The organism is Glutamicibacter nicotianae, assembly GCF_002797775.1.
GTDB lineage: Bacteria > Actinomycetota > Actinomycetes > Actinomycetales > Micrococcaceae > Glutamicibacter > Glutamicibacter nicotianae.
In genome coordinates, this window is sequence record NZ_PGEY01000001.1 from 2,717,260 (window position 1) to 2,742,975 (window position 25,716).

At 63.5% G+C, this 25,716-nt stretch carries 23 protein-coding genes; 15 read left to right on the plus strand and 8 right to left on the minus strand.

Translation table 11 applies throughout. The annotated features are described in order from the left end of the window. Window positions 1–43 precede the first annotated feature (43 nt). Window positions 44–1,174 carry an ABC transporter substrate-binding protein gene (locus ATK23_RS12650; protein ID WP_066143241.1) on the plus strand — a complete coding sequence of 377 codons (1,131 nt, stop codon included), beginning with the start codon at window positions 44–46 and terminating at the stop codon, window positions 1,172–1,174. A 99-nt stretch (window positions 1,175–1,273) separates the two neighbouring features. Next, window positions 1,274–2,296 carry an MBL fold metallo-hydrolase gene (locus tag ATK23_RS12655; protein ID WP_245858414.1) on the plus strand — a complete coding sequence of 341 codons (1,023 nt, stop codon included), beginning with the start codon at window positions 1,274–1,276 and terminating at the stop codon, window positions 2,294–2,296. A 319-nt stretch (window positions 2,297–2,615) separates the two neighbouring features. Here the strand turns inward: ATK23_RS12655 and ATK23_RS12665 are convergent, their stop codons facing one another. Continuing rightward, window positions 2,616–3,158: a hypothetical protein gene (locus ATK23_RS12665; RefSeq protein WP_066143230.1), complete on the minus strand. Its 543-nt coding sequence runs from the start codon at window positions 3,156–3,158 to the stop codon at window positions 2,616–2,618. 178 nt (window positions 3,159–3,336) lie between these two features. Here ATK23_RS12665 and ATK23_RS12670 point away from each other — a divergent pair, with 178 nt between their 5' ends. Continuing rightward, the gene (locus ATK23_RS12670; RefSeq protein WP_066143227.1) at window positions 3,337–3,723 is read left to right on the plus strand and encodes a nuclear transport factor 2 family protein; all 387 of its coding nucleotides are present in this window, start codon (window positions 3,337–3,339) and stop codon (window positions 3,721–3,723) included. Window positions 3,724–3,807: 84 nt separating this feature from the next. On the opposite strand, the gene ATK23_RS12675 is transcribed toward ATK23_RS12670, so the two are convergent. The 3 genes from ATK23_RS12675 to ATK23_RS12685 are packed head-to-tail and all read right to left on the minus strand — an operon-like array spanning window position 3,808 to window position 7,884. Further along, on the minus strand, window positions 3,808–4,953 hold the full coding sequence (locus tag ATK23_RS12675; RefSeq protein WP_100339286.1) for a flavin reductase: 1,146 nt from the start codon (window positions 4,951–4,953) through the stop codon (window positions 3,808–3,810). Next, window positions 4,950–6,380 (minus strand): MmgE/PrpD family protein, encoded by a 1,431-nt coding sequence (locus ATK23_RS12680; protein ID WP_066143224.1) that lies wholly within the window; start codon window positions 6,378–6,380, stop codon window positions 4,950–4,952. Before ATK23_RS12680 ends, ATK23_RS12675 begins: the two co-directional genes overlap by 4 nt. A 7-nt stretch (window positions 6,381–6,387) precedes the next feature. Beyond that, entirely contained in the window at window positions 6,388–7,884 is a 1,497-nt protein-coding gene (locus tag ATK23_RS12685; RefSeq protein ID WP_066143220.1) for a 4-hydroxyphenylacetate 3-hydroxylase N-terminal domain-containing protein, read from the minus strand. Window positions 7,885–8,130: 246 nt separating this feature from the next. On the opposite strand from ATK23_RS12685, the gene ATK23_RS12690 reads away from it, so the two are divergent. Both ATK23_RS12690 and ATK23_RS12695 read left to right on the plus strand, forming a co-directional pair. Further along, window positions 8,131–9,501, plus strand: coding sequence for an MFS transporter (locus ATK23_RS12690; RefSeq protein WP_066143217.1), 1,371 nt, complete (start codon window positions 8,131–8,133; stop codon window positions 9,499–9,501). Window positions 9,502–9,669: 168 nt separating this feature from the next. Continuing rightward, complete coding sequence (locus tag ATK23_RS12695; protein ID WP_066143214.1) at window positions 9,670–10,998, plus strand: LLM class flavin-dependent oxidoreductase; 1,329 nt, start codon at window positions 9,670–9,672, stop codon at window positions 10,996–10,998. Window positions 10,999–11,001: 3 nt separating this feature from the next. On the opposite strand, the gene ATK23_RS12700 is transcribed toward ATK23_RS12695, so the two are convergent. Further along, entirely contained in the window at window positions 11,002–11,940 is a 939-nt protein-coding gene (locus ATK23_RS12700) for a LysR family transcriptional regulator (protein WP_167550518.1), read from the minus strand. Window positions 11,941–12,039: 99 nt separating this feature from the next. Here ATK23_RS12700 and ATK23_RS12705 point away from each other — a divergent pair, with 99 nt between their 5' ends. Together ATK23_RS12705 and ATK23_RS12710 are read left to right on the plus strand one after the other, a co-directional pair. Further along, on the plus strand, window positions 12,040–13,605 hold the full coding sequence (locus ATK23_RS12705; RefSeq protein ID WP_066143208.1) for an FAD-binding oxidoreductase: 1,566 nt from the start codon (window positions 12,040–12,042) through the stop codon (window positions 13,603–13,605). Window positions 13,606–13,943: 338 nt separating this feature from the next. After that, window positions 13,944–14,498 carry a hypothetical protein gene (locus ATK23_RS12710; RefSeq protein WP_066143205.1) on the plus strand — a complete coding sequence of 185 codons (555 nt, stop codon included), beginning with the start codon at window positions 13,944–13,946 and terminating at the stop codon, window positions 14,496–14,498. Between the two features lie 94 nt (window positions 14,499–14,592). Here ATK23_RS12710 and ATK23_RS12715 read toward each other — a convergent pair whose 3' ends face one another. Continuing rightward, complete coding sequence (locus ATK23_RS12715; protein WP_066143202.1) at window positions 14,593–15,303, minus strand: GntR family transcriptional regulator; 711 nt, start codon at window positions 15,301–15,303, stop codon at window positions 14,593–14,595. Between the two features lie 136 nt (window positions 15,304–15,439). Here ATK23_RS12715 and ATK23_RS12720 point away from each other — a divergent pair, with 136 nt between their 5' ends. The 8 genes from ATK23_RS12720 to ATK23_RS16750 all read left to right on the plus strand — a co-directional run bounded on the left by ATK23_RS12720 (window position 15,440) and on the right by ATK23_RS16750 (window position 24,024). Next, a complete protein-coding gene (locus ATK23_RS12720; RefSeq protein WP_066143199.1) occupies window positions 15,440–17,422 on the plus strand; it encodes a flavin-containing monooxygenase in 1,983 nt (660 codons plus the stop codon). A gap of 2 nt (window positions 17,423–17,424) precedes the next feature. Then, on the plus strand, window positions 17,425–18,795 hold the full coding sequence (locus ATK23_RS12725) for a carboxylesterase family protein (RefSeq protein WP_066143196.1): 1,371 nt from the start codon (window positions 17,425–17,427) through the stop codon (window positions 18,793–18,795). A gap of 146 nt (window positions 18,796–18,941) precedes the next feature. Further along, complete coding sequence (locus ATK23_RS12730; RefSeq protein WP_083515645.1) at window positions 18,942–19,826, plus strand: VOC family protein; 885 nt, start codon at window positions 18,942–18,944, stop codon at window positions 19,824–19,826. Between the two features lie 41 nt (window positions 19,827–19,867). Further along, on the plus strand, window positions 19,868–20,758 hold the full coding sequence (locus ATK23_RS12735) for a fumarylacetoacetate hydrolase family protein (protein ID WP_066143189.1): 891 nt from the start codon (window positions 19,868–19,870) through the stop codon (window positions 20,756–20,758). A 50-nt stretch (window positions 20,759–20,808) separates the two neighbouring features. Further along, a complete protein-coding gene (locus ATK23_RS12740) occupies window positions 20,809–22,437 on the plus strand; it encodes an FAD-dependent monooxygenase (protein WP_066143186.1) in 1,629 nt (542 codons plus the stop codon). Then, window positions 22,430–23,101, plus strand: a complete 672-nt coding sequence (locus tag ATK23_RS12745) for a GntR family transcriptional regulator (RefSeq protein WP_066143183.1) — start codon at window positions 22,430–22,432, stop codon at window positions 23,099–23,101. Before ATK23_RS12740 ends, ATK23_RS12745 begins: the two co-directional genes overlap by 8 nt. Before the next feature lie 84 nt (window positions 23,102–23,185). Continuing rightward, window positions 23,186–23,557, plus strand: a complete 372-nt coding sequence (locus ATK23_RS16745) for an NAD(P)H-binding protein (RefSeq protein ID WP_322787546.1) — start codon at window positions 23,186–23,188, stop codon at window positions 23,555–23,557. Beyond that, on the plus strand, window positions 23,554–24,024 hold the full coding sequence (locus tag ATK23_RS16750; protein ID WP_322788199.1) for a Rossmann-fold NAD(P)-binding domain-containing protein: 471 nt from the start codon (window positions 23,554–23,556) through the stop codon (window positions 24,022–24,024). The genes ATK23_RS16745 and ATK23_RS16750 overlap by 4 nt, the downstream gene beginning before the upstream one ends. A 15-nt stretch (window positions 24,025–24,039) precedes the next feature. Here the strand turns inward: ATK23_RS16750 and ATK23_RS12755 are convergent, their stop codons facing one another. Together ATK23_RS12755 and ATK23_RS16380 are read right to left on the minus strand one after the other, a co-directional pair. Continuing rightward, entirely contained in the window at window positions 24,040–25,218 is a 1,179-nt protein-coding gene (locus ATK23_RS12755; protein WP_066143181.1) for a glycerate kinase, read from the minus strand. A gap of 254 nt (window positions 25,219–25,472) precedes the next feature. After that, window positions 25,473–25,631: a hypothetical protein gene (locus ATK23_RS16380; RefSeq protein WP_157066414.1), complete on the minus strand. Its 159-nt coding sequence runs from the start codon at window positions 25,629–25,631 to the stop codon at window positions 25,473–25,475. Between the last annotated feature and the right edge of the window lie 85 nt (window positions 25,632–25,716).

Here is a 25,716-nt window from a genome sequence, read left to right on the forward strand (position 1 = left end):
AGCCAAGACGCTATTTTCGACCATCACAATGAAAGGCACCACCATGGGGATCAAGAAGAACAAGGCAACCATCGTTGCAGCCCTGGGACTGTCGTCCCTGCTCCTGCTCAGCGCCTGTGGCAGCAACGACGCCGCCAGCGCTGACGGCCTGGGCGAACGCGAGGGCATCGACACCGTTGAAGCCCTGGGTGGCGAAGAAGCCAAAGCCCAATTTGAAGAACAGTATGCGGCCGCCCTGGAAGCGGGCCAGGAGTCACTGAATATCTACACTCCGTTGACCGCCACCTGGCCTTCGGTCTTCGAAGCGTTCGGCGAGCGCTTCCCTGGCATCGAGGTTGCGCCGTTGCAGATCGTCGGCGCGGAACTGGATACGAAGATCTCCCAGGAGCAGTCCTCCGGGCAGCGCATTGCAGACATCGTCATCACCGGCGATGTAGGCGCCGTCTCCCTCGCGGACCGCGACTACTTCGAGGAATACCGCCCGGCAAATGCAGAGAAGGTCACCAGCGATCCGCAGTTCTCGCTGGAGAACGGCACCCTGACCGCGGTCTCGGCTTCGCCTCGCGGCCTGATCTACGACACCCGCCAGGATCTGGGCCAGACCCCGGACAGCTGGGATGACCTGCTGGATCCTGCCTACAAGGGCAAGATCACCATGACCGACCCGACCACCGACGGCGGCGGCATGCAGTGGGCCGACCTGGTCTTGAATGCGGACAAGCTAGGCAAACCATACCTCGAGAAGCTGGCCGCGCAGGATCCGATCTTCTCTTCCAGCACGGCCGAATGCCACAACGCAGTAGTCCAGGGCCGAGCTTATGTCTGCTTGATGGGCGCCATGGGCAACTACCTGACCCTGACCAACGACGGTGCTCCGGTGGAGATCTCCTACCCGGTCGAGGGCGGCAACTGGGCGACTTACTGGTATGCCGGCGTCATCAAGGAAGCTGAGAACAACAAGGCGGCTGAGCTGTTCGTCTCCTGGTTGAATTCCCCAGAAGCCAATGAAGTCAAGGCCAAGGCCGGCCACGGCCCGATCGTGAATGCCGAAGGCCTGGACCTGCCATTTGAAAACCCGGCAGAGGTCCCATTGTTCCCACGTCCTGACCTTGTCGACGTGACCGAGCGCCAGCGCGAAGGACAGAAGGCTGTCAGCAGCGTCTTCAACAAATAAGACCCTGCAACGATGGTGGGCATCGCGTGGCGATGCCCACCATCGTTTTTCCATATCGGATCCCTCCCATAGAAAGCGATCGCGCCGATGAAGAGCGGAATGACAATCCATGCCCTGGGTACAGCGGGCGGACCGCTGCTGCGCCGAGGCATCGCCAACGGCCACCGGCGTGGAATCGCCACTGCTGTGGAGGTCGACGGGCACACCTACCTCATCGACTGCGGCCACGGGGTCGGGCTGGGCCTTGCTGAAGCCGGGCTGGCACCCACCAGCCTGCGCGCCGTATTCATTACCCACCAGCACTCCGACCACGTCATCGATTTGAACTCCCTGATGGTGCTCGGCGGCTTGGCGTTTCGGGGCAAGCCCGATCTGCGGGTGCGCGTGTTCGGTCCCGCAGACCGCGGCGTCTTGCCCGAAGTGCAGCACGCCGACAAGGACGTCGAGGTGATCTTCCCGCAGTCGCCAACCCCTGGGACAGCAGAAATGGTCCAGCGGCTGCTACAGGCACACGCCACCGACCTCAATGACCGCCGCAGGGACTCCGGCGCACCGGATATCTCCAAGATCTTCACTGGGGAGGACATCGAAATTCCTGCCGAGGCCGGCTATCACCCCAACGATGCCAATCACCCGCAGATGCAGCCATTCGAGGTGTATGCCGACGAGCTCGTGAAGGTCTCTGCGATTCTGGTACAGCACCGTCCGGTGGCTCCGGCTTTCGCGTTCCGTATCGACAGCGCCTACGGTTCCGTGGTGGTTTCGGGCGACACCGCACCGAGCCAGAACTTGGTACGGCTGGCCGAGCACTGTGACTTGCTATTCCATGAAGCCATCGATCTCGAAGCTGTGGCGCGCAGCTACCCGAACGCCACCCCGGCAGAGCTCGAGGCCAGCATGGGACATCATCGGCGGGCGCACACGACACCGCAGGATGCAGGCGCCATCGCACAGCAGGCAAACGCCGGAAACCTTGCGCTGCACCATTTGGTCCCTGCTGGTTCGCCTGCCGAAACATGGCAAGGCGCCAAGGAGCGATTTGGTGGAAACCTGTTCGTTCCGTGCGATGGCGACAGCTTCGAGATCAATGCAGGGGTGGTGTCCCATCACGAGAACGGATAGCACGATGCGAACCTCGAAGCAGCTTTCGAGTCGGTCGAACATGCCGGCAAATCCTTGGTGCAGGCCGCAGGTGATGCTAGGCTCGCAGGAACAAGTTTCACCCGTGGAAGGTTCATAATGAGTTCAGCTATCAGTTATCTGACCGGCGGATTCCTGGTAGCACTGCTAGTCTCCCTGAACATGACTTGGACCCAGTACCTTCCGGCCTTGATTGGAATTGCGGCCGTAGTCTTCAGTCTCCTCGGACTGGCCGCCTGCGTTTTCTACGCAACTCGTGTGACTCCGAAGGCTAGCCAATAACCGGATTGCGCGGCTCGCTCTAGCCTTTCGGCTTCGCCCGTTCCTTCTCTATGGCGTGGACGGTGGATACCGTATCTGGCGCAAAGGCATAGAGCGCTCCATCTGCCTGATGCACCCAGAAGCGTCCGCACAGGTCAGTTGTCTTGTCCTGGCCATCGGCTGGCCACCAGTCGGCATCCAAGGTGCGGGTATCCGAGATCTCATCAGGCTCGAAGTTCTTGGTGCGCGGGTCCGAAGCATAGGCCGCAGCCAGTTCCGCAGCGGATGGATCTCCCGCTGTTTCCAGCGCCGCGCATTGCCCGCTATCCAGCTTGCCGTCGTATTTCATGGTGAAGATGCGTTCGGCACCGGTGTTGCGCTGGACCAGTTGCACATCGGTGCCGCCGGCTGGAACCCAATCGGGCAACAGGCCATCGGCAACGGCCTGCTCAGACGTTTCGGCAGTTCGGGTGGTGGATTCATCGTACTTGTCGACAAGGATGTCAGAAACGCTGCAACCAGTGAGCAGCAGGGCAAAGGGGAGGGCGAGTGCGCCGGCAAAGAGATACTTTTTCTTGAGCATGATTAAAGCGTAGAAAGATCAGCACCCCCGCACATCAGCGATGCGAGGTAACTGTCCTGCGCACTCCTCATCCCCTCGGCTGAGGTATTCACCCCATGGCCTCAACCCGAAACCACGACTCGTTGCCTGCACGTGGCGAGTCACCTGCAAATTGAACCCTATTAAGGAGTGGACACCAATGAGCACATTCGATCCGGTGAAACTTGAAGCGCAACTGCGCGAGGCGGAAGGCCAGCGACTCTCGGCCATGCTGGCAGGAGACCTCGAAACCCTGGAGAATCTGTTGGAACCTGAACTGCAATACACCCATTCAACCGGTCGTGTCGATAACCGCGACTCGTTGCTGGAGCTGCTGGGTTCCGGGACCATCGAATACCTGGCGCTCAGCCATGACTTCGAGTCGATAACCCAGGAAGGCCAGGTGGCGGTTGTCGAGGGCACCATGAAGATGCGTCTGGTTTCCGGAGGCGTTGAAAAGGAGCTTGAAACCGCCAATCGCACGGTGTGGGCCTGCACCGACGGCCAGTGGAAGCTGCGGCTCTTTGTTGGATCCAAAACAGCTTGAGACGCCTGCATAAGGCACTGACGGCAGCGGCGGCAGGCTGGAATGAACCAGCCTGCCGCCGCTGCCGTTGCCACTTTCTAGGCTTTAGACCTGGCCGCCATGGCGTGCGACGACTTCACGCGCCAGGGTCTTGCCGAACTCGGTGTGGGCTGCCAGTGCTGCCTGGGCTGCTGGCGCATCGCCGGCGGCTAGCGCTTCGGTCAGCTCTGCGACGTGGCGGTGATCCAGCTGCCGCGACCACTGTTCAGGGGTCAGGGCCTGGCGCCACACGGTGCCGATTCCCAGACGGCGGAAGGAATCCACCAGCTGGCTGGAGCCTGCAACGCCAACCAGTGCATCGTGGTAGGCCACATTCAAAGCCAAGAACTCTTCCAGGTCGGATTCCGAGGTCTCGCGCAGGTCCGCCAGCTTCGCGGTAATTTCGCGCAGAGTGGAGATAGTCTCCTCGGAGATCTTGCCCAGCTGCGAGGCGATCACACCGGATTCGATGGTGGCACGCGAGTCATAGGCAGAGTCGGTCAGCTCTGCGGTAATCGGCTTCGGCTGGTACTTTCCGGTTTCGGTGCGGAAGACCAGGTGCTCGCTTTCCAGCTTCACCAGGGCGTTGGCCACATGATCGGCTTCGGCGCGGGAAGCCGCGGCGATGGCGTCGATGTCGAGGTCCTCGCCCAGCGGGCTGGTGCGCAGTAGCACCCAGTTGCGGGTGGCCTGGTAGGCGGCCAGTTCCTTGGTTGGCTCCAGGCGCCCCATGGTTCCGCGGTAGTAGGCCAGCGGTTCGCGGTCATGCGCTTCAGCGTGGCTGACCAAGCCGAGGAACACCGTGTGGGTACCCCCGGTCGGGGTTTCTGCCACATGGCACACGATCGTGGCCAAGGCACCGTCGATCAGCGGGATGCCTTCCTCGGAGAGGGTATGCGGCACGGTGGCGAACTTGTCCTCGCCCTTGCGGCCGAAGTGGAAGGCCAGCGCCCCCTGGTCCTCGGCCAGGATGTTGATGCCGAAGACGCCGGCTTCCACCACCCGGTCGTGGGTTGAGCTGGAGCGGTTCAGGCAGGCGAGCATCATGGGCGGTTCCATCGACAGCGAGGACACGGCCGAGGCGGTGGTGCCGTAGAGCTGGCCGTCCACAGCGGTGGTGATCACCGTGACGCCGGAGGCGAAGTGGCCCACGACGTTGCGGAAGATGTTCATGTCTACCGGGGTGACCGATTCAAGGTTGGTGATGCTCATGAGAGTTGCTCCTGGTAATTCGGGGTGAAGTTTTTAGAAGGATCCAGCGTTGCGATCAGTTCACTGACATCGCGGGCGCTGGAGAGGTGTTCGAGCTGGTGCAGCAACGCGTCTTTGCGTGCTGCCAGCTCAGGATGCGAGAACTCGAGATTCTTCGAGAACTTCTCAACGACCTGGTCATGCTCCAGGGGCGTGCGCAGGATGTTTCCGTCCGGATGTTCCACGCGCACGTGGCGTATTTCGCCGTTGCGCAGCCGTGCGGTGATTTCAGCGGTCAGGCGCTGGCTGTTGGGCAGCGAGGCCACCAGCTCGATCCGTCCGAGCATCTGCGCCAGTTCCGGATCGGCCAGCGCGCTGGCGGTCAGGTGCTCCGGGCGGACGGTTCCGTGGATCAGGGCGATCGCCGCTGTGGCATGCACCGAGAACAGCGCGGCCACGGTGCGGGTGTCCCCCGCCGCGAAGCGCGCCCCCACGAATCCGTTCAGGGTCCGCTCGCTCAGGTGGACGGTGAGGCATTCGATGTCCTTGTAGTCCACCGTGCCTTCGGCCACCAGTTCTGCGCAGGCCTGCAGCGATGGCTGCGCTGCCCGGCAGCTGGCGTACGGCTTGATGGTGCAGTCGCCGTGGAAGCTTTCGCCCAGACCTTGAACTGCCAGTTCCGGCTGCGCGTCGATGCCGAACAGCTGGAAGTAGCCGTGCTTGCCGGTCAGCGGGTCAGCGGCTGATTCCAGGCCGGCCTTGGCCAGCTGCGCGGCGACGATTCCGGATCGCGCGGCGAAGGCCATGGGCAGCTTGAAGCTGTTGGCGCCATCGAAGATGGCGGCCACGTTGCCCGCGGCCTGGTTCACCGCGATGCCTGTTGCATGCCGCGCCTGGGCCTTGGTCAGCCCGAGCATTCGGCTGGCGATGAACGCGGCGGCCAGGGTATTGAGCGTACCGGTATTGTCCTGCCCCGAGTACACATCGAAGCCGCCGGCGATGGCCAAGCGGGCTGCCAGGTCATCACCCAGCGCCAGCGCGGCCAAGGTTTCTTCGCCGCTCGCCCCGGTCGTTTCGGCCAGGGCCAGCACGACGGCCACGGTGGTGCCGGAAATATGGGCTGCCACCTGCTTGCCGGCTGGGCCTTCGGCTTCCACCGGCTCGAAGTCGAAGGACCGGATCAAGGCAGCATTCACGAAGGCCGCCGAGGTGGCCGGAAGCTTGATTCCGGTCCCCAGCACGGTGGCTTCTTCACCGCTGCCCCAGGCTTTGGCTACCTCGATGAGGCCCGCCGCATCATCGGCACGGTGGCCTGCTACTCCGACTCCCACGGAGTCGAGCAGGCGCTGGTTCACACGCTGGATCGTTTCCTCCGGCAGCTGGGCGTACTGGGTTTCCAGCAGGTGCTCCAGCAGCGCATCGAGCACATCGGGCGTCGGGTTAGCCATGATTTCCTCAGGCGCGCGTTGCCGCGGCGTCGAGGTCCAGTCCGGACTGCTCTGCCAGAACCGGGTCGATGCCCAACTCCGCGAACATCGCCTCGAAGGCACCGGTTTCGCCCTTCATCTGGGCCTTGCGGTGGTCCAGGCCGCGGGCACGGCCCACCGAGCCCAGGTAGAAGCGCTCGTAGAGCTCGATGCGGCTGCCCAGCGCGGATCCGGCGAAGTCCCACGCGGTGCGGAAGATCTTGGCGCGTTCCTCCGGCGCAATGCCGTTGGCCCCTGGCAGGTACTTCTTCAGCAGTGGGCCCAGGCGAGGATCCTCGAAGGCCGACGCGGTCGGGGTGGCCAGCAGGTTGTGCGAGCCCATCGACTTGATGATGTCGTTCACGCGTGCCATCCAGATTGGCATCATGGTGCGCAGCGCGGAGATGTCATCGTGGCAGAAGAACGCTCCGCCGCCCCATTCCGAGGCGTTGACCTCGGCCGAGTGGATCACGGCGCGGGCGATGCGCAGGTAGGAGTAGATTTCTCCGAGCATCGCAGCGGTCTCCGGCTTGGTGTCGGTGGCGGTGACCTTGGCCATCTGCACGCACAGGTCATAAGCGAATTCGAGCTTCACCGATGCGCGGATGGCGGTCTGCTGCTGGGTGTTTCCGGTGGCGGTGCCGGCATTCAGGGAGTTGTAGACATCCAGCTGGCCGTCGATGAAGACGCGGTCCCACGGAACCAGCACGTCGTCGAAGATGATGACCGCATCCTGCTCGTCGAAGCGCGAGGAGAATGGCTTGTCCACCACTGGCTGGTCCACGCCGTAGTGGTCGCGGCATACCGAAACCACGCCCTTGGTGGCGACCGGGATGGCGAAGGACAGCGCGTATTCCTCGAAGCCCTTCTGGATCGGCACGGCCGGGTAGACGTAGAGCTCGTCGGCGATGGGGCCCAGGGTGGCGAGCATCTTCGCGCCGCGCACGATCAGGCCTTCTTCGGTGCGGTCCACCACGCGCAGGGTCAGTTCTTCATTGATGCCCTGCAGCTCGCCGACCGACTTGTCGATGGCAGCGTGCACGATGGTGTGGGTCAGGGCCAGGTCCTGTTCCTGGACCAGGCGCCAGTAGTTCTGCAGGCGCTCGTAGTAGACCGGGTCCCCGGACTTGGCGAAGATGTCCGGACGCGAGGCGTGGCCGGCCAGCACGACGTTGACGTAGTCCGGGGTGCGGCCGAGCATGCCGTTGGAGTAGCGGGCCAGGCGATCGAAGGCGCGGTGGCGGCGGGCGATGTCTTCTGCGTTCTTCGGACGAAGCAGCGAGACGTTATGCTGCTCGCCGGTCTCTTCATCGACCATCAGGCAGTCATCGGCATACTTGTGCTGGTAGTCGAAGTAGGCTGCCATGCCGTTGATCGAGCCGGCAAAGGCCGGGTGCTCGGTAACGTCAATGCGCTGATCTCCCAGCCAGACCTCGCGGGAATCCTTGAGCCCTGCCAGGTACTGCTCTCCAGTGCGTGCACTCATCTTTGCTGCTCCTTATCGGGCGTCCCGCCAGGCGGGTTCAAAAATATATTCTGTGCATCAGTTTATATAACTTATGTGACCCAGATCAAGCCATCGGTTAAAGAATTTTTCCAAAACCCCTGATTTTCGCGGTTTTTGCCCGTCAAAGAAAATATTATTCGTCTTAAAATGCGTAAAAAGTGGACAGGGTGAGTGAAATAAGCCACTATGCTTTAAGTCACATCAGCGAAAAGGAAGGGTTCTCAGGTGTCCTCATCACAGCAGAACCGCCCAGCACAGGCATCGAAGCCCAGCGACTCCCTCAATACCAAGGATTTGCGCCGCATTCTCGGTTCCAGCTTCTTGGGCAGTGTCATCGAGTATTACGACTTTATCTTGTACGCCACCGCGGCGTCGCTGATTTTCGACAAGGTTTTCTTCAGCAACCTGACCCCTGGCTTGGCTCTCTTCGCCTCCTTCGGCACCCTGGCTGTCGGATACATCGCCCGCCCGCTGGGCGGCATTGTCTTTGGCCACTTCGGCGACCGCTTGGGACGCAAGAAGATGCTGGTGCTGTCCATGATGATGATGGGCGTGGCCACCGTTGCCATTGGCCTGCTGCCTACGACGGCAACCATTGGCGCGGCCGCTCCGGTCATCCTGGTCCTGCTCCGCGTGATCCAGGGTGTAGCAGTCGGCGGCGAATGGGGCGGCGCCACCTTGATGGCCTTGGAACACGCCCCGGCTTCCAAGCGCGGCTTCGCAGCTTCCTTCGCCAATGCCGGAGCTCCGGCCGGCGGCCTGCTGGCGACCTTCCTGGTTTCCTTCGTCTCCTTCTCCACCGGTGATGCGTTCCTTGAATGGGGCTGGCGCATTCCTTTCATCTTCTCGGCAGTCCTGATCATCATCGGCATGGTCATCCGCCTGAAGGTGGCAGAAACCCCAATTTTCCAGGAAATGGATGCGAAAGCCGCCGAACGCCAGCAGGAACGCAAGACCCCGATCTCGCTGGTGCTGAAGAACCACTCCCGCACCGTCATCATTACCCTGATCGCTTCGCTCGGCTTCTACACCTGCCAGGGCGTCCTGACCTCATGGGGCGTTTCCGAAGCCGCGGCCCAAGGCGTGGACCGCTCCTTCGTGCTGAACACCAAGGGCTACGCGGCCATGGTCACCATCGTGGTCTGCTTCTTGGCCGCCAAGCTCTCGGACAAGTACGGACGCAAGACCATCCTGACCATCGGCGGCACAGCCGGTATCCTGTGGGCTTTCCCCGCGGTCTTCCTGATGAGCAATGGCACCGGCTGGGGCTTCGCAGTAGCAGTGATCGTCGGCAATGGCGTCATCCAGGGCATTCTCGCCGGACCGATTGGCGCTTACATCTCCGAGCTGTTCCCGGCCGATGTCCGCTATACCGGCGCGTCGCTGGCCTACCAGGGATCCTCAACCCTCGGCGCCGGCTTCACCCCGATGATCTGCACCGCGCTGGCCGTCAGCTTCGGCATCACCGCGGTTGGCATCTTCTGGGTGGCGATCCTGGTGATCGGACTGATCGCAATCCGCATCAGCCCGGAAGGCGCCGCATTGTCTCCGAAGACCGCTGGCTCAGCATCGGCCGAAGCAAAGCTGAACGCCTAAACCCCAGCCTCGGTCCGCGTGCCCTTCGGTACGCGGACCAGCTTTTGACATCAAACATCAATTTTTCTGAACACTATGGAATAAAAGTTCTCTATTTACCACTTTAGGGACTCTTGAAAACATGGTTTCAGCGCTTCCCCTCGCATTCGCAGGAAAGGATGAGTTTCAATGACTCCCAAAAACCCCCAGCACATGGTGCTCACGACCTTCATGCTCCCGGCTGGCTACCACAAGGACTCGTGGCGCATGGATGGCTCGCGCTCCGAAGAGCTGGCCAACCTGGAATTCGTCTACGACCTGACCAAGATGGCTGAAGACGCCAAGCTGGATGCCATCTTCTTTGGCGACATCGTCCATGCGAACACCGTGATGCGCGGCGACATCAAGATGAACGGCTTCTATGAGCCAATCTCCGTGCTGTCCGCACTGGCCGCACGCACCAAGAACATCGGTCTGATCGGCACCGTCTCCACCTCGTTCTCGGAGCCATACAATCTGGCCCGCCAGATGGCCGGCCTGGACCACATGTCAGGTGGACGCGCAGGCTGGAACATCGTGACAAGCTCCGATGGCTTCCAGAACTTCGGCATGGACAGCGCACCGGATCCGGTCACCCGCTACCGCCGTGCCACCGAGTTCGTCGAGGTAGCCAACAAGCTGTGGGACTCGTGGGAAGACGACGCCGTCACCAACGACAAGGAATCGGCCTGGTACGTCGATACCGACAAGATCCACCCAATCAACCACGACGGCGAATTCTTCAAGGTCCAGGGCCCGATCAACATGCCACGCAGCCCGCAGGGCCGTCCGGTGCTGGTCCAGGCAGGATCCTCGGGACCGGGCATGGAGCTGGGTTCCTCGGTGGCCGACGGCATCTACACCGCGCAGCCGCTGAAGGAGCCTTCGGTCGAGTTCTACGAGAAGTTCAAGGCCATGGCCGCGGCCAAGGGCCGCAACCCCAATGATGTGAAGATCATCCCTGGCATCCTGCCGATCCTCGGCGACACCCAGGCTGAAGCAGATGAGCTGGTCGAAGAGCTGGCCAACCACATCCACTTGGAGAACGGCCGCGTGCAGGTTGGCGCCGATCTGAAGATGGACCTGTCCTCGCTGGACTTCAACGAGAAGATTCCTGCCGAATGGTTCTCCGATGACCCGGCTCTGGGTTCGCGCTACCAGATCTACCGCCGCAAGTCGGTGGACCAGGGCATGACCCTGCGCGAGCTGATCGTCGACCTGGCCCGCTCCACCGGCCACCAGTGGATGGCCGGCACCGCCACGGCAGTGGCCGACCGCATGATCGACTGGTTCGATTCCAAGGCCTGCGACGGCTTCAACCTGAACGCCCCGTTCAACCCGGGTGGCTTCAAGCTGATCTGCGACAAGCTGGTCCCGGAACTGCAGAACCGCGGCTACTTCCGCACCGAGTACGAGGGCACCACCCTGCGGGATAACTTCGGTTTGTCCTACCCGTCCTCGATCCGCTCGCGCGTCTAGCCGCTAGCCGCGCCGGCCTGCATTCTCGAAGAGCTCCGCTGCCACTTCCACCCAGGCTTGGGCACGGGAGTTCAGCCGCGAAGTGTGCGGCCAGGCCACCGAAACCGGAACGACTGCAATATTTCCGTCATCGAGTTTCAGCGGCTTGAGCACCACGTTCAGCTCTTCATAGGGTGCTTCCAGGGCCGGCTGCTGGAACAGCACCGCCACACCACGGCCGGTGCTGACCAGCGAGCGGACGGTTGCGTAGGAACGCGAGCGGTGCCGGATCAGCGGCTCCAGTCCGCTGCCCTGGTACAGGCCGAGGATGCGCTGGGTGATCGGCTCGGACTCGAAGAGGACCAGCGGCTCCTGGGCAATTTCGCGAAGCGACACAGAGGATTTGCCCGCCAGCGGATGCCCCGAGGGCAGCAGTATCTGTGCTTCGGCCATCGCCACGGTGGCCGAGCGCAGGGCCGGGGAGATTTCCGCTCCGTAGAGGAAGGCGACGTCGATGGAACCATCGAGCAGCGCGTCCTGCATTTCCTGGTGGAATCCTTCCAGGAAATCGACCTCAACCTTGGGGCATTGCTCGGCGAAGGCGCTGAGCATCGGCGGGATGATGACCGGACCCAAGGGCATGAAGCAGCCAACGGTCAGCGGGCCGGCGAGCTCTGCTCGAGTTCCCTGGCCCATGGTCTGCAGATCATGGGCCCGGTCGAGCAGTTCGCGGGCCTGGAGCAGCACCGTCTTGCCGCTTGCGGTCAGCGTCAGCCCCTTGGCCCGTCGCTTGACCGCCAGCTCGGCACCGACGATGCGTTCGAGCTCGGCGATGGACATGGAGATGGCCGAGGGTGCCAGGTGCAGCCGCCGGGCGGCTTCGGCCATGGTTCCCGCTTCGGCGGCGACAACGAAATGCCAGAGCTGGCGCAAGGTCAGCTGGGGATGGGACACAAGACTCATGACATCAAGCATATTGATGATGGCCACGAGCAAAGCAAGTTTTTTAGATTAAGACAGCAAGGCCGCGGCACCTGCCAGCGGCCAGTGGAAGGGTGAATCATGGATCGTCGTGAAGAGTTTCTTCGGGCAGCCAAGGAAATCGTGGGTGCGGAGAACGTTGTTTCCCTAGGTGATTCCGAGGGGTATCTCGATCCCTACCCGCTGAACCCGGGACGCACCCCCTGGCCCGGCGTCCGTCCGGCCAACACCGAAGAAGTACAGGCCATCGTCAGGCTGGCCACCGAGCATGAGGTTCCGCTGTGGACCTTCTCCTGTGGAAAGAACCTCGGCTACGGCGGCCCTGAACCCCGCGATACCGGCATGGTGGCGCTGGATCTGAGCCGCATGAAACGCATTATCACCGTCGAAGACCGGCTGTGCTACGCCGTGGTGGAGCCCGGCGTCACCTTCTTCGAGCTCTTCGACTACATCAAGGAACGCGGCCTGAAGGTGTGGATGTCGGTGCCGGCCTTGGGCTGGGGCTCGGTGATGGGCAACATGCTCGACCGCGGCTACGGCATGACCCCGCTGGGCGACCACGTGAAGTCGCTGTGCGGCATGGAAGTTGTCATGCCCGACGGCGACCTGGTCCGCACCGGCATGGGCGCCATGGACGGCACCGAGCTGGGACCGATCTTCCAGGGCGGCTTCGGCCCGACCCTGGATGGGCTGTTCACCCAGTCCAACTACGGCGTTGTCACCCAGGTCGGCCTGTGGCTGATGCCCGCGCCGAACACCTACGTCAACGGCGACATCTTCGTCAACGATGAAGCGCACCTGCCGCAACTGATCGATATCCTCACCACCCTGCGCCGCGAGGAAATCATCCAGAACAATGCGCTGTGCGGCAACGTTGTCCGCGCGGCGACCATGCGCGGATCCCGTGCCGATTTCTGGGATGGCGAAGGCTCCATTCCCGACTGGCGGCTGGAAGAAATGCGCCAGGAATTCGGCATTGGCCAGTGGAACTGCAAATTCGCCTTCTACGGCGACCGTGAGCTGTGCGAACGCCGGCTGCAAATCGTCAAGGACCGGATCAGCGCCATCCCCGGTGCCCGCGTCGATGCCCGTTTCTACTCGGGCGAAGAGGGCCTGGCCTTGCAGCATGATGACATCGCCGCCCAGGACCGCACCCAGATGGCTGGCGTTCCGACCCTGAAGCCGCTATCCACCGTAGGCTGGGCTGCCGAAAATGGCGGGCACATCGACGCCGCTCCGATCATCCCCGCCCGCGGCGAACTGGTGGCCGAGTTCTACCAGGAAGCCAAGAAGCTCTATGAGAAGCACGGATTCGACCTGTACATCGGGTACCACCTGTACCCGCGCCACATGGTCCACGTGACGATGATCTTCTTCGAGCGCGGCAACGAGGAAATGCTCCAGCGCGCCCGCGCCCTGTACTCCGAGCTGCTCGATGCGGCCCGGGTCCGCGGCTACGCACCGTACCGCAGCCATGTGGACTACATGGACCGGATTGCCGACGGCTTCGACTTCAACGGCAATGCGGCCCGCCGCTTGCAGGAGAAGATCAAGGACGCGCTGGATCCGGCTGGCATCCTGGCCCCGGGCAAGCAGGGCGTCTGGCCTGCACGCTTCCGCGAAGAGCGTTCAAGCGTCCAGAGCTAGGCATTGGCGTTTGGTCCGCAACAATGCCCTTGCCGCACCAGTGGCAAGGGGATTTTCCTGTCACGATGCAGGCCGTATCCCGCTGCTATCCCAGCGGAGCTGGCAGTACAGGCAATGGGAGCAATCCGAGTAGAACAGGTGGCAGTTCGACAAGCCTGTCCGCCGGTGACGTTCACAATTCAGTGCGTGCCCCTATTAAGCAGGAGCAAAGTAGACTGAAAACCAGTGGGACAAGCCAGCGAATGCAACGTATGGCAACGGGAACGATGCCACGCATCACTTGCTCGCCGGCAGGGGTCGAGCCATCCATTCCGGCCCTCGGCACGAATCAAGGTGACATGACAGAACAAGTCGTACAGAGCGAACCATATATCTTGGTTCCGCACACGGTGACGCACCTCGACGATTTCGTCGCCCATCCCGAAAACTACCTGGTGAGCATGTTCCAGGAGCCCGAACGCGCCGCCGGCATTTGGCAGGATCGACTGAACAGAAACCCATACGGCAGTGAAGGTTTCCTCTCCCTGTCGTACCACGGGATCGAATTGATGCCGGGCGAGCTGTGGGATGAAGTGACCGGGATCTGGTTCGAGTTGCTTGAACTTGTCGAGGAGTACCTGCAAACGGGTTCGGCTGAACGGCTGTTTCCAGGCCAGCCCGTACCGCTTCGCTTGGAATTAAAGGGACGGTCGACGCTGTTCACCGTGAACGCGCAGAAGCACCGCGTTGATCCCAGCGACTTCATTCTGGGAATCCTGGATGAAGCCCATCGCTACTTCACTTGGGTCCAAGACAACATCGGAACCGGCGAAGGCCAGGCGCTCCAAGCCATAGATTCCTTGCGCACCAGTTTCCTGAACAGGCACATTCTCACACGAAAATCTCGAGCTTGACCTCTGAAGCCGGGCTTCCGCGGACGGTGCCGCAAACAGGCTCGCAGATCCAGCAACCTGGGTCTGGTCACCGAGCCTGACGTGCAGGATCCGCCTATCTCAGCAGCTTCACGTGCGGCAGGCAGGCCAAGCCCACCTCGCCGCCATTCTTGACGGCGCTGAGCGTGGTTTCATAGTGCGCACGCAGCAGCTGCCCAGCCAATTCTGCATTGCGGTCCAAAGCGGCATTCAGGATGTCGCGGTGCTCCTTATCCAGATCGCGCTTGGCATCGCGGGTTGCGGGCCCGGCCCAGCGCCCGTAGAGCTGGATGAGATCCGAGAGCGTTCGCGTCATCTCGGTCAGCAGCGGGACTCCGCAGGCTTCGACAAGCTTGTCGTGGAATTTCTGGTGCGCGTGGTTCCATTCCGGGGTGTGGTTGTCTGGGTCTTCGTCGGAACGTCGCGGGGTGCGCTCCAGGGTGTGGTGTGCGGCCATGAGCTCGCTCTCCCACTCCAATGGTGCGCGCTCGAAGCCCAGCGAGAGCGCCAGCTGCTCGTTGACGCAACGCATCTCCACGATATCAGTCAGCTCTGCCAGCGACAGCTCCGGCACGAAGAAGCCCTTGTTCGGGCGAAGGGTGACCAGCTTGTCCCCCACCAGCCGGGTCAGTGCTTCGCGAATGACCGTGCTCGAGGTGTCGTAATGCTCGGACAGGTGCGTGAGCTGCAGCCGGGCACCTGGTTCCCAGCGCCCATCGAGAATATCGGTGCGCAGGGTGTCGCGGATGTGCTTGGACATCGTCTCTGAATCGGTGCGTTTCGCCATGACCTAGATCATACCAAAGTCGGTAAAGAATACATTTTTAGTTGACTTATGCATAACTTGCCGGTGACACTGGTTACATAACGCGTCTGCTGGCCCTTGCCGCGCACGGCCCGAAATGACTTGCTAGGAGCAACCAATGAGCGAATCACTGATCGAGACCGCCACCACCAAACAGGTAGATGACCTGTACTGGCGTGAGAACTACTCGGCGATCACCGAAAGCGACGAGCAGCTGCGCCAGATCGTGGCAAGCACCGAGCTGCCGCCGCTGATGGTGGCTCTGGCTGCGGCAACCGGCGATTACTCGATCCTTCGCGATGAGCTGCGTCCGCCGCAGCCACCGGTTGACACTGTTGGCCAGCCCCACGGCGGCATGGACGCCGCCGCCCAGGAAGCGGCCCGCGAACTGGCCTTCGAGGCACTGCGCAAGATCCGCGACGAGAAGATCACCTCAGTGGGCACCCTGGATGACGAGCAGGCCACCACGATCCTTGACTGGATCACCAACCAGGCCACCAGCGATTACCACGAAATGCTCAAGCACGACATGGCGCTGGTCCCCGAAGTCAGCGGCGCGCCAAACTTCACCAAGGACCAGGTGGCCCCGACCCGCGACTTCACCGTGGCGGTCATCGGTTCGGGCGTAGCCGGCATGGCTGCCGCCTACCGCCTGAAGCAGGCCGGGATCGACTACACCGTCTTCGAGAAGGGCCACGACGTCGGCGGCACCTGGTGGAAGAACACCTACCCAGGCGTGCGACTCGATACCCCCAACTACGCCTATTCCTTCTCCTTCGCGCAGCGCGATGACTGGCCGCAGCAGTTCTCCGAAGGCGCCGAGATCCACAAGTACACCCGCGACGTGGCAGAACGCGCCGGCATCACGCAGAACATCCAGATCGGCACCGAGGTCCTTTCGGCGACCTGGGATGAAGAAGACGGCCGCTGGGTGCTGTCCATGGTCGTGGACGGCGGCCAAGTGCAGGAACGCCGCTTCAACGCAGTGCTGACTGCGGTGGGGCAGCTGGACCGCCCGAAGTTCCCTGACACGCCCGGCCACGGCAAGTTCGCCGGCATCCATGTGCACTCCGCCGAATGGAAGCCGGGCATCGAGCTGAAGGGCAAGAAGGTCGCTGTCATCGGCACCGGTGCCAGCGCCTATCAAATCGTTCCTGCAATCGTGGATGAGGTCGCGGAGCTCAAGGTCTTCCAGCGCTCTTCCCCATGGATGCTGCCTACCCCGTTCTACTACGAGGACATGCCCGAATCCGTGACCTGGCTGGTGGAGCACCTGCCGCAGTACGGCCAGTGGCTGCGCTTCTGGCAGCATTGGCTGGGCGTCGAGGGCCGCCAGCACACCACCGCCGCGGATCCGAACTGGACCAAGGAAGGCTCGGTTTCGGCGATCAACGAGCGCGTGCGCCAGCAGTTGACCGAAATGCTCAAGGAACAGTACGCAGACCGCCCGGATCTGCTGGCGAAGGTCACCCCCGACTACATCGTGGGCGGCAAGCGCATGCTGCGCGACAACGGAGTATGGGCCAAGAGCCTGAAGAAGCCGCAGACCACCCTGGTCACCTCGGGCATGAGCGAAATGACCGAAGCCGGGATCATCGATGGCGAGGGCACCCTGCACGAGCTGGATGTCATCATCTACGCCACCGGCTTCCAGGCCTCCGAATTCCTCGAGCCATTGCGCATCACCGGCCGGAATGGCCAGGACCTGCACGAATACTGGGGCGGCAACGCCACCGCCTATGCCGGCGCCACCGTGCCGGGCTTCCCGAACCTGTTCATCGTTTCCGGCCCGAATACCGGCCACGTGGTCAACGGCTCGCTGTTCTCGATGATCGAGTACGGCCTGACCTACATCCTGGACGCGCTGAACATCGTGCTGGAAAAGGACCTGAAGGCCCTGGATCTGAAGCAGGACGTGCTGGATGAGTTCGTGGCGGACCTCGATGCCGCGAACGCCCAGAAGGCCTGGGGCCACCCGGACGTACACACTTGGTACAAGAACAAGTTCGGCCGCGTCTCGCAGATCTGGCCTTACCCCATCGTCGAGTACTGGAACATCACCCGCGCAGTGGACCAGTCGCAGTACACGGAAATCCGCTAGGCATGGGGGTATACCACTACGCACAGCGCAGCGCAGGCCGCTTTGGCAAGCTCAGTGAAATCACCGGGCTTGCCGAGGCGCAGCCAGCCATCTTCCCGCAGACCCCCGGTTCGCTGGATTGGCTGCTGGGTCCGGCCCTGCACGAACTGCCGCAGAGCGAAGATGCTTTCCAGCTCGCGGTGTTCGCACCCGAGCAGGCCAGCGGTCTTCCGGTGATGGTCTTCCTTCCCGGCGGCGGATTCGTTTCCGGCGCCGGCACGGTGCGCTGGTATAACGCGCAGCATTTCGCGGAACAGCAGAACTGCGTGGTCGTCGTGGTCAACTACCGCATCGGCCTGCTGGCGCATCGCCAGTCGGTGGGCGGAGGCAACCTGCCGGTCGAAGAGCTGCTGCTGGCTTTGCAGTGGGTGCAGCGCCACATCGCCCAGTTCGGCGGCAATCCGCAGGAAATCACGCTGGCCGGCCAGTCCGCCGGGGCTTTCTGGGCCTTTGTGCTGGCTCAGCTCGATGAGGCCCGCGGCCTGTTCAAGCGCCTCTACCTCGGCTCGCTGTCCTACCAACCGCCAATGAACCAGGCTATGGCCGATGAGCGCAATGGAGTCATCGGCCAAGCCCTGGACGGGACCGCTCTGGAGCAAGCCAGCACCAAACAGCTGCTGGCCGCCGGTGGCGCGCTGGCCAAGGCCTGGGCCGGCCGCGGACTGGGCCTCTACCCGAGCGCCGACGGCGCAGTTCCGGCAGACCTGTTCGAGGTCAGCCAGGCAGCTTCCCGGCTGCACGTGCCCGAAGTGCTGATGACCTACACCGCCGATGAAGCCAATGCGTTTATCGGCATGGCTCCGGAGCAGGCGTTCAGCGTCGATGCGGTGCGCGGCTTCATTGCGGGCAACTTCGCGCAGCCACAGGGCGTGTTCGAAGCACTGGCCACCGAGGCGCCCGAGGCCACGGCCAAGCAGCTGATGGCCAGGGCCATGACCCTGCACCAGATCCAGCTCTACGCTGTGGAATTCGCTGATCAGGCCGTTGCGCAGGGTGCCAGCGTCCAGCTGTTCGGCTTCGAGCTCAGCTCCCCGCTGCCCAACGCCGGGTCGGCGCACTGCTTCGAGTTGCCATTCATCTTCGGCAACCGCCAGGCATGGCATGATGCTCCGATGCTCGATGGCATCACCGAGGAAACGTTCAGCGCCGCGGCCGCCCAGCTTGGCGGTGCGCTCGGAGCGTTCATCCGCACCGGACGCGCCGCAAGCGCCTCGGGAGAGAGCCTGCCGCTGCATGCGCCAGGCGTCCAGTCGCTGACCGCGCTCACCGAATCCGGTTTGGTCCAACGCGAGATCGACCGGCGTTTCGCGGCCACGCGCCAGGTGCCGGCCTAAGTATTTGCGCGCCCGTCCAGCGGACCCCATTACGCGCGGACGGGCGCGCAAATTTCTTTCGCAGTAACACTGGACAATATAACTTAAAGTAAATAATCTAATTATCTCGATCACAATATTTTTATTGCCAGCAGAAGGGATCCACCATGGCTTGGGGATTAATCAGGGAAATGGGCCACGTGTCCATCCAGACCAATGACATCGAAGGATCCATTTTCGACGCCACGCAGCTGCTCGGCCTGCGCGTCACCGAACGCACCGGCAACGAGGTCTACCTCGCCGCCAACTCGGTGCACCACGAGCTGGCCTACGTCGAGTCCGAGGTCAACGGCATCCACTCGCTGGGCCTGATCGCCCAGGACGGCGACGCGCTGCGCGAGATCCGCAAGCGCGTGGCCGACGAGAACTTCAAAATCGTCTCCGAAACCCCGGTATCCCTGGGTGTCCAGGATGGCTTCTCGTTCATCGGCCCCGAAGGCTGGATCTTTGAGGTGTACAGCGGCATGCAGAACAATGACCGCGGCCTGCTCTCCTTCGGCCCGGATCGCTACGGCCACATCAACTTCCACCCGCGCGACGTGCGCTCAATGATGGAATTCCTGCGCCGCATCTTCGACTTCCGCCTCTCGGATGTCATCGGCGACGACTTCGCCTACTTCATGCGCTGCAACCCGGATCACCACGGCATCGCGCTGATCAAGGGCCAGGGCACCTTCCACCACCACGCCTGGCAGGTCCAGTCCATCGGCGACCTGGCCAAGCTCGGCGACCGCCTGGGCGCGGCTGGCCGCGAACTGATCTGGGGCCCGGTCCGCCACGGCGCCGGGCACAACATCGCCGCCTACTACGTGGAGACCTCCGGCGCCGTAGTGGAGCTCTACACCGACCTGGAACAGATCTACGACGACGAGCGCGACCCGGTCATCTGGGGCGAAGACGAGAACTGGTGGAACATGTGGTCCAACCGCCGCACCGAGGACTTCCGCACCTTCGGCATCCCGACCGTCACCGAACTGAAGACCTTCATCTAACCCGCAACGCATCGCGAACACTTTCGAAAGGCAACACCACCATGCAGTACGTATCCTTCAAGGCAGCCGACGGCACCGAGACCTGGGGCGTGTCCATCGATGGCACCGTCCACGATCTGGGCCCCTCCGGCAAGAACCTCGCAGCCACCACCCGCGACGCCATCGAAAAGGGCATCTTCGGCACGCAGCTGGATCTTTCCGGCGCACCGACGATCGCCGAGGCCGACATCGATTTCCTGCCCTCGGTCACCAACCCGGGCAAGATCATCTGCATCGGCGTGAACTACCTGGCCCACCAGGAGGAGTCGGGCAAGACCGGGCAGACCGCGCCGACCGTGTTCACCCGCTTCGCCGATTCGCAGATGGGCCACCTGGCCCCAGCGGTGAAGCCGACCACCACCACCAAGTTCGACTACGAGGGCGAAATGGCGCTGGTGATCTCCAAGGAGGCCTTCCACGTCGAGAAGGAAGACGCCTGGGACCACATCGCCGGCTACGCCTGCTACAACGATTTCTCCGTCCGCGACTGGCAGAAAGCCGCCAGCCAGTGGATCCCGGGCAAGAACTTCCCGGGCACCGGCGGTTTCGGACCCTACCTGGTGCCGGCAGCCGACCTGGGCGACATCACCACCGCGGTGCTCGAAACCCGCGTCAACGGCGAAGTGCGCCAGCAGGCCCCCGTCGCCAATCTGGTCTTCGACATCCCGACCCTGATCAACTACGTCACCGGCTTCACCAAGTTGAACCCGGGCGATGTGATCGTCACCGGCACCCCGGGCGGCGTGGGCCTGTTCTACGGCCCGGACGGCCTGATCAACCACGGCGACGTGGTCGAGGTCGAGATCACCGGCTTGGGCATCCTGCGCAACACCGTGGCCGACGAAGCCTCGCTGCTTGCCGGCGCGCAGGCAACCGCTGGCGCCAGCGCCTAGCCTCGCACCACCCGACAGAAGCACGAACGCAAGCAAGGAAGTAGCAGGCAGTGGCACAATCCCATGAAATCGACGTCCTGGTCATCGGTTCGGGCCCCACGGGCCTGACCGCCGCCAACCTGCTGGCCGATTCCGGCCTGCAGGTGGCGCTGATCGAGAAGAATCCGGGCAGCGGCGACGAACCGCGCGCCATCAGCGCCACCGATGAGACCCTGCGCATCATGTCGCACCTGGGGATCATGGATGAGCTGGGCCCGCAGATGCTCATGGATACCGGTGCCCGCTACTTCGGCTTGGGCGGCAAGGTCATTGCCGACGTGCGCCCGGGCAACCCTCGCCTGGGCCAGCCCGGCAAGAGCCAGTTCGACCAGCCGATCCTCGAAGGCCTGCTCTACGAGGCGGCCGCCCTGCGGCAGAACCTGGCCCTGCACTACGCCACCGCGGCCACCTCGATCGTGCAGCATGAGGACCACGTCATCGTGCACGCCACCCGCACCGGAGAGGCCACCACCGGCTTCAACGGCGCAAAGATCGGCGACGCCGGCCACGATCCCTACGCAGCCGCCCAAGGCAGCGAAACCGCACTGGAATTCAAGGCCAAGTGGGTGCTGGCCTGCGATGGCGGCAAGTCCTTCACCCGCCGCGAACTGGGCATCGGCCTGCAAGGCTCCACCCAGACCGAACGCTGGATCGTGGTGGACCTGCTGGACGTGCCCGGCAACCCGGAGCCCTTCGCCTCTTTCCACTGCAATGGGCAGCGCCCGGCCGTGGTGGTCCCCGGGGTGAATGGCCGCCGCCGCTACGAGTTCATGCTCTTCGACCATGAGGACGGCGAGCAGATGACTTCGCCGGCCTCCATCGCGCAGCTGATTTCCGAGTTCCAGGACACCGAGACGGTGACCATCCGCCGCGCCGCCGTCTACACCGCGCACCAGCGCATCGCCGAACGCTACCGCGAGCACCGGGTGCTGCTCGCCGGCGACGCCGCGCACCTGATGCCGCCCTTCGCCGGGCAGGGCCTGAACGCCGGCATCCGCGATGCCGCCGCCATTTCCTGGCGCTTGGCAGCCGTCATCGCCGGCGAGGCCGAGGAATCGATCATCGACGACTACGAAACCGAACGCCGCCCGCACGCTGCCGAGATGGTCAAGCTCTCCAAGCGCATCGGCTGGGTGGTCATGAACACCAACCCGGTGATCACCCGGATCCGCGACGCGGTGGTCGTCGGCACGCGGATCATTCCGCCGTTGAACCGCTGGCTGACCGGCATGCGCTTCCTCAAGCAGCCGCACTACACCACCGGCACCGTCCTTCCCCCGCTGCCCGGGGTCCCTCACCTGGCCCAGGACTTCGTCGGGCGCATGCTCCCGCAGCCCCAAGTGGACGCCAACGGCGCGGCCACCGCGCTCGATGACCTGCTGGCCCCAGGCTGGAACACCATCGAGGTGGCCGCCGGCCACCAGCTGGTCTTCACCAGCCAGGACGGCAGCACCGTCACCGCCACCGACACCTCCCGCGTCTTCGATGCCGCCACCGGCACCGTCCTGCTAATCCGCCCGGACTACTATGTCGCAGGCATTGCTCCATCCAACGACCGTGCCCGGCTGCTCAAGGAAATGAGCTCCAAGGCCACCGTGCTGGCTTCCTTCGGGACGGCAAAGCAGCCAAGCCATGGCTAAGCCGGCCGAAGCCGCACTATCGGGCATCCGCGAGGCCATCCTCGATGGCACCTGGATGCCCGGCGAGCGCCTTGCTCCTCCGCACCTGGCGCAACGTTTTTCCACGAGCACCACCGTCATCCGCGAGTCGCTGACCCGGCTGTCCGGCGAGGGCCTGGTGGCGGCAATCCCCAATCGCGGCTTCTTTGTCCCGGAGCTGAACCTGCGCCAGCTGCGCGACCAGACCGAACTGCGCTGCGTCACCGAAGCGCTGGCCGCCAGGCTTGCACTCGAGCGCGGGGATCTGGAATGGGAATCAGCCCTGATCGCCGCGCACTACCGGCTGGCCAAGGCTCCGCGCCGCCGCGCAGATCAACCCGAGCAGTTCACGCCCGCATGGGGCAAGGCGCACCGCGAGTTCCATCAGCTGCTGCTCGCCCCCTGCGCTTGCCCGCCGATCCTGGACCTGTCGGCCAACCTGGCCAATTCGACGCTGCTCTACCGCCGCTGGGCCGCGGCCACCGAAGCCGCCACGCATCGGAATGTCGAAGCCGAGCACGAAGGACTGCTCCAGGCAGCGCTGGATCGCAATGCGGAGCAGCTCGGCGAGCGCCTGCGCGCCCACTATGAGGCAACGGCCCAGGTGATCCTTGAAGCCGGCCTGCTCAAGCTGGAGAATTTCTAGCGCTGCCCTACCGTTTCGATCGCCGTGTCGCCTAGGCTGGCACTAGGCATTGCACCAGAGGGGAAGCGAGCAGCCATGGGATCCATGCCAAGCATTGCAGTCACCGGCTCCACCGGAGCGCTCGGATCACTGGTGGCCCATCAGCTCGCCCACCGCGGGATCGCCCAGCGCCTGCTGGCGCGCACGCCGTCGAAGGCCCCGGAATTGCCCGAGGCCGAGGTACGGCAATTCGACTATGCCGACCAGTCCGCCAGCGCCGAGGCCCTTGACGGCGTTGAAGTGCTCTTCATGGTCTCCGCTCCGGAAGGGGCGCAGCGGATGGATCTGCACCGTGCCTTCATCGACGCGGCCAGCAAGGCCGGGGTAAAGCAGGTCATCTATACATCCTTTCCGCCGCGGCACCCGATGCGCTGTTCACCCTTGCCCGCGAGCACCACGCCACAGAGCAATACCTGAAGGAGTCCGGGATGCGCTGGACTTTCCTGCGCGACAGCTTCTACCAGGACCTCATGCCGCACCTTGCCGGGCAAGACGGGGTCATCCGCGGGCCGGCAGGCGAGGGCCGCTTCGTTCCGGTCGCCCGGGCCGACGTGGCGCGGTCCGCGGCCGCCGTGCTTGCGGATCCGGCAGAGCACGCCGGCGCCACCTACGAGCTGACCGGGCCGCAGTCCCTGGACATGGCCGATGTGGCACGCATCCTCAGCGGGGCCGGCGGCAAGCAGATCTTGTTCCACAACGAAACCATCGAGGAAGCCTACGCCTCGCGCGCGGTCTTCGGCGCCCCGGACTGGCAACTGGATGCCTGGGTCAGCACCTACACGGCCATCGCCAGCGATGCGATGTCACAGGTGGGCAACCACGTAGAAATCATCACCGGCACCCCGCCGATGTCCCTCGGGGAATTCCTGCGCACGGCCGGCTGACCCCGAACGTGCAGGCTAGCGCAGATAGGTGCGCGCCACGCTGAACGCGGTGCGCTCCACCAGGGACAGGGTCTGCGCGGAGAGTTCTGCCAGCGTTGCCGGCCCCGGGGCAATGGAATAAGCGGCCAGGATCCCGGATTCCTCCAGCTGCTCATCGGTCAGGTCCACCGACCCGGCAACCACGATCACCTCGGCGTTCTCGCCGGCTGCCTGCAGCACCCCGGAGACCACCTTTCCGTCCAGCGACTGCGAATCCAGGCGCCCTTCCCCGGTCAGTACCAGATCCGCGCCCTCGAGGATGTCGTGGGCGCCAAGCACTTGCGCCACCAAATCCCAGCCGGGGACCAGATCCACCTGGTAGTAGGATCCGAGGCTGATGGCCAAGCCGCCGGCCGCGCCCATGCCCGGCTGCTCGCGCAGCTTGCGCCCGGTATCGGCTTCCAGCACATCGGCCAGCCGGGCCAGGCCTGCATTCAGGAGCTGCACCTGCTCCTGGCTGGCGCCCTTCTGCGGACCGAAAACCGCGGCCGCGCCCTTGGCGCCGAGCAGCGGGTTGGTGACATCGCAGGCGATCTGCCATTGGACGTTCGCCGCCCGCGGGTCAAGCCCCGAAACGTCGATGGAGGCCAGATTCTGCAGCGCTCCGCCCCCAGCGGGCAGCTTCGCGCCGTCGGCATCCAGGAAGCTGGCACCGAGGGCAGCAAGCAGCCCGGTGCCGCCGTCGGTGGTGGCCGAGCCGCCCAAGCACAAGATGATCTGCGAAACGCCCAGCTCCAGGGCACGGGAGACCAGCGCGCCCAGGCCGTAGGTCGTTGCCTCCAGCGGCCTGCGTTCGACGTCGCTGACCTGCGGCAGGCCGGCAGCTTCGGCCGCTTCAACCACGGCGATCTTCCCGTCGGCCGACAGTCCTAGCCGGGACGCGACAGGGCGGCCCAGGGCGTCGGTGGTCTGCACGCTGATCGCTTCGGTGCCCCAGGCATCGATCAGAGCTTCGAGGGTTCCTTCTCCGCCATCGGCGAAGGGCACTGCGGTGATCTCGACGTCGCGCTTGCGGCTGGCCGCTCCCTTGGCGAAGCCGCCGGCCAGGGCAGCGGCCACTTCGCTGGCCCGCGCACTGCCCTTGAAGGAATCAGGCACGATGGCCACGTTCAACGGACGGGTCGCTGCGGGCGCTGGCTTCTGCGTTGGAGTCATGCTTCCCAGCATAAGGAGAAGCGGCTCGCGGGCCTATGGAAATTTGACCAAGTTTCGTGCCGGTCGGCCCATGGATCTATGTGCATTTCGCCCAACGGCCTTCTGTGTACCTTGCCTGTGCGGAAGCATCGAATATGCGTAGCTGAGCCAAAGGGACGGCACAGAAACCGCCAGTAGTGTTGTAAACACCTCTTGAAGGTGCGAGTGATGATCGTAGAAGTTCCCGTTGGATATTGCCCAACGGGAACTTCTCTTTAAGCCCTTTTGGCTTCGCTGTACTCTTCGATCGAGCTGTTGAAGCGATTCAGGTACTTGGCGAATTGCTCGATATCCGCGGAGCTCCAATCGCCCAGGATCTGCTCCAGCGAAGCGATGGACAGCGCGCGGGGATCCGACAGCCGCTGGGCGCCCACGCAATCCGAACCCACATCCCAGCCGGGACATAGGAAGCGCCCTTAGAGTCGAAAGCACCTCATGAAGGTGCGAGTGATGATCGGG